Raw genomic sequence first — 4,070 nt, 5'->3', positions numbered from 1 at the left:
CGCGACCAGACCAACGCCCAGCCACACCAGTCCCAGCCGCCCCACCCGCGCGGCGCCGACGCCGGTCGTGCCGCACGGAACCCCGGCAGCTCCCCGACCGCACCGGCTGACCCGACACCGCACGCCCGACTGCCGGCCGACCCAGTCCTGCTCCCGGCGCCCAGACCCTCGTGACGTCCCTGCCGACGACGTCACGCCGAGACTCAACGCGACACGAAGGCCCCGATGAGCCGCTGGGCCTGCTCGGTCCGGACGGCCGCGGCGATGGTGCGCGCCTCGTCGGCACCCGTCTGCGCCCGGGAGGCCGCGTAGGAGGACCGGACGAGGCGGCGCGCCTGCCCGAGCGCCGTCCACGGACCCGTCGTGAGGGCGGCCGCGAGCTCTCGAGCCCGGCCCGGCAGTGCGGCATCGTCGACGACCTCGGTGACCAGGCCCCAGTCGCAGGCCTCCCGGGCCGTGAGGGTGCGCCCGGTCAGCAGCAGCTCGAGGGCGCGCTGCTGGCCGACGGCACGCGGCAGCAGCCAGGACAGGCCGCAGTCGGGGGTCAGCCCGATCCCGGCGTAGGCCGTGACGAACTTGGTGCCGGCCGCGGCCACGATCACGTCGCAGCTGAGCATGACGGCCAGTCCCGCACCCGCGACAGCACCCTGGACTGCCGCCACGACGGGCTTGTCGAGCTCGGCCAGCCGCTGCAACGCCCGGTCCGCGGTGCTCGCGAGCTCCTCCAGGAAGGCCGACTGGTCCTCGGCGGCGACGAACGAGCGGACGTCGCCACCGGCGCAGAAGCGCTTGCCCGCGCCGGTCAGCAGCACGGCGTGCACGTCCGGCCCGGCCAGCCGCTCGACGACGGTCTCCAGCTGCCGGGCCAACGGCAGGCTGAGCGCGTTGGACGCCTCGGGCCGGTTGAGCTCGACGGTGGCCAAGCCCTCGATCACGGCCAGCCGGACCAGGTCGTCGGACATCGTCGTCTCCTTCGCAGCACGGGGGTCAGACAGTCAGGCTACCGGTGGGCCGGCCGCGACCCGGCGACGCACCTCGGCCAGACCCTCGGGCCCCTGCGGAACGTCCCACCAGCTCTCGATCCACCACGTCGCCCCCGCATCGACCCAGGCCGACCGGTCGGTCGGCTCGAGCGCGGCGAACCGGCCGTACGAGTCGGCCTCGACCACGACGTCGTAACCCGGCCAGGGCAGCCCCTGCTCATCGCGGATCGCCCGCACGGCCGCGACGTGAGCGGCGAAGTCCTCGACCCGCCGCACCCCGCCGCTGCCCTCGCCGCCGAGGGCCGGGATCAGGCCCTGCCAGTGCGCGGCCCGCTCGAGCGAGCGCTGGCGCCCCGGACCGGGCGTCTGCGCCCCGACGACCCACACCGGCGGGTGCGGCCGCGACGGAGTCAGCGGCGGCAGCATGAACGTGTTGGGCCGCGCCGAGTAGTAGCGGCCCTCGTAGGAGAACGGCTGCCCACCCTCGAGCAGCCCGGCGAAGATCGCGAGCGACTCGTCCAGCTTGCGGGCTCGCGCGGCCCGCCCCTCGTCGGCCTCGAAGGCGAGCCAGCCGTCGTGCAGCGCCCCGAGGCCGACCGACATGACGACCCGCCCGCCGCTGAGCCGGTCGACCGAGCCCACCCGGCTCGCGAGGTCCCACGGCCGGTGGCGCGAAGCGGGCGTCAACAGGGTGCCGAGCCGGATCCGTTCGGTCGTGATCGCGGCCGCTCCGAGCGTCACCCAGGCGTCCACCCCGTAGAGCGCCTCCCACGTGAAGACGCCGTCCCAACCCTGCCGCTCGCCCAACCCGGCGAGGTCCACGAAAGCCCGCTCAGCGGCATACGGGACGACGAACCCGAAGTGCATGATCCATGCCTACCAGTCGACCCCGACAACGACCACGTCTCCAAGGCCTTGCGCGGCTGGCATCCCGCCATCGAGGGCCGCAGACTGAGGCCCGTGCCCCGCAGCCTCCCGCATCCCGTCATCCGAGCCGGCGTTCCCCTGCACCCGATGGACCGCGACCCGGCCTGGTGGCGTTCGGCCGTCAGCTACCAGATCTATCCCCGCTCGTGGGCCGACTCCGACGGCGACGGCCTGGGTGACCTGCCCGGGATCACGGCCCGGCTGGAGTACCTGTGCGAGCTGGGTGTCGACGCGATCTGGCTCTCCCCCTTCTACCCGAGCCCGCAGGCCGACGCCGGCTACGACGTCGCCGACTACCGCGACGTCGACCCGCGCTTCGGCACGCTGGCCGACTCGGACGCCCTCGTGGCCCGGGCCCACGCGCTGGGCCTGAGGGTGATCGTCGACCTGGTGCCGAACCACTCCTCCGACGAGCACCCCTGGTTCCGGGCGGCCCTCGCGGCCGCTCCGGGCTCCCCGGAGCGCGAGCGCTACTACTTCCGGCCCGGCCGGGGCCCGGGCGGCACGAGGCCCCCGAACAACTGGGAGTCCGTCTTCGGCGGACCGGCCTGGACCCGGGTGACCGAGCCCGACGGCCGGCCGGGCCAGTGGTACCTGCACCTGTTCGACGTGAAGCAGCCCGACTTCAACTGGGCCAGTCCCGAGGTGCGCGCCGAGTTCGAGTCGGTACTGCGCTTCTGGCTCGACCGGGGGGTCGACGGCTTCCGCGTGGACGTCGCGCACGGGCTGGTCAAGCAGCCCGGCCTGCCCGACTGGACGAGGCCGACCGACCCGCTCGACGATGCGGAGGAGGCCGCGGCCCACGTCCGGGACCGGGCCGCGCCGGTGCCGACCCACCACTCCCCCTGCTGGGACCAGGACGGCGTCCACGAGATCTACCGGTCGTGGCGCGCGGTCTGCGACTCCTACGGGACTCCGGCCCGCATCCTCTGCGCCGAGGCCTGGGTCGAGCCCCCGGAGCGGGCCGCGCGCTACACCCGCCCGGACGAGATGCACCAGGCCTTCAACTTCGACTTCCTGCTCGCCCCCTGGATCGCGGCGGACCTCGTCGCGGTCATCCGGGCCTCGCTCGCGGCCACCGACGCCGTCGGGGCGCCGGCGACCTGGGTGCTGTCCAACCACGACGTCGTGCGGCACGCGACGCGACTCGGGTACGCACCGGGGACGAGGCGCCGCAACGGGATCGGCGCCGGGGACCCCCAGCCGGACCGGGCCCTCGGCCTGAGGCGGGCGCGTGCCGCGACCACGCTGATGCTCGCCCTGCCGGGGGGTGCCTACCTCTACCAGGGCGAGGAGCTCGGGCTGCCCGAGTCGACGGCGATGCCCGACTCGTCCCGGCAGGACCCGACGTACCTGCGCTCCGGGGGTGCGGAGCTCGGCCGCGACGGCTGTCGCGTCCCGATGCCCTGGCTCCGGGACGCGCCGGGTTTCGGCTTCGGGCCGTCGGCCCACACCTGGCTGCCGCAGCCGGAGGTCTACGGCGACTACGCGGTCGACCAGCAGCTCAGGGTGGCCGGCTCGACGCTCGAGCTCTACCGCACGCTGCTGCGCCTGCGCCGCGAGCTGGGCCTGGGGCGCGGGTCGCTCGCCCTCGTCGAGGGGTATGCCGCCCACGTCGTCGCGCTCGAGAGCACCGGTCCCGAGGGGGCCCGGGTACTGGTGGTGGCCAACCTCGGCGCCGACCCGGTGCGGCTGCCCGAGGGCGCCGCGGTGCTGGTCGCCTCCGGCCCGCTCGGTCCGGGTGGGGCGGTGCCGACGGACACCACGGTCTGGGCCCGCTGGCCCTGACTCGCCCCGCTTCGTCGGGCCCATGCCCGGCGCGGCGGCGCCGCGTGCAGACCGACGACCATTGGTCCTCGGGCCGGCGTCGGACAGGCCTGTCCACCGGCGTGTCGTCGAGCAACGGTCGTCCGTCGGCACGGGCCGGGGTCGTCGCCCGCGCGGGGAGGCGGAGCGGGCCGGGAGGCATAGCGTGGTGCCATGAGCATCCCGATCGACCTGGCCGAGCTCGCCGCGGCGGCCGGCCGGCACGACTTCGCCTACCTGGTGACCACGACCGAGCAGGGCGGCGCGCACCTGGTCGCCGTCCAGCCCGTCGTGCAGGACCGGGTGGTGCGGGTCGCCGGCCTAGGGCGGCGAACCCTGGCCAACGCGGCGGCT

The 4,070-nt window shown here is 75.1% G+C and carries 4 protein-coding genes; 2 read left to right on the top strand and 2 right to left on the bottom strand.

What is annotated here, in order from left to right; translation table 11 throughout:
• Positions 1–203 precede the first annotated feature (203 nt).
• On the bottom strand, positions 204–962 hold the full coding sequence (locus WMI84_RS17225; RefSeq protein WP_347355003.1) for an enoyl-CoA hydratase/isomerase family protein: 759 nt from the start codon (positions 960–962) through the stop codon (positions 204–206).
• 33 nt (positions 963–995) lie between these two features.
• A complete protein-coding gene (locus WMI84_RS17220; protein ID WP_347355002.1) occupies positions 996–1,850 on the bottom strand; it encodes an LLM class flavin-dependent oxidoreductase in 855 nt (284 codons plus the stop codon).
• 147 nt (positions 1,851–1,997) lie between these two features.
• Between WMI84_RS17220 and WMI84_RS17215 the strand changes: the two genes are divergently transcribed.
• Both WMI84_RS17215 and WMI84_RS17210 read left to right on the top strand, forming a co-directional pair.
• Entirely contained in the window at positions 1,998–3,698 is a 1,701-nt protein-coding gene (locus WMI84_RS17215; RefSeq protein WP_347355004.1) for a glycoside hydrolase family 13 protein, read from the top strand.
• A gap of 192 nt (positions 3,699–3,890) precedes the next feature.
• The coding region (locus tag WMI84_RS17210) for a hypothetical protein (RefSeq protein WP_347355001.1) at positions 3,891–4,070 on the top strand (180 nt) is incomplete at its 3' end.

It is taken from the genome of Intrasporangium sp. (genome assembly GCF_039812505.1).
Classification (GTDB): domain Bacteria; phylum Actinomycetota; class Actinomycetes; order Actinomycetales; family Dermatophilaceae; genus Intrasporangium_A.
This window is presented reverse-complemented; position numbering and strand designations above follow the sequence as displayed.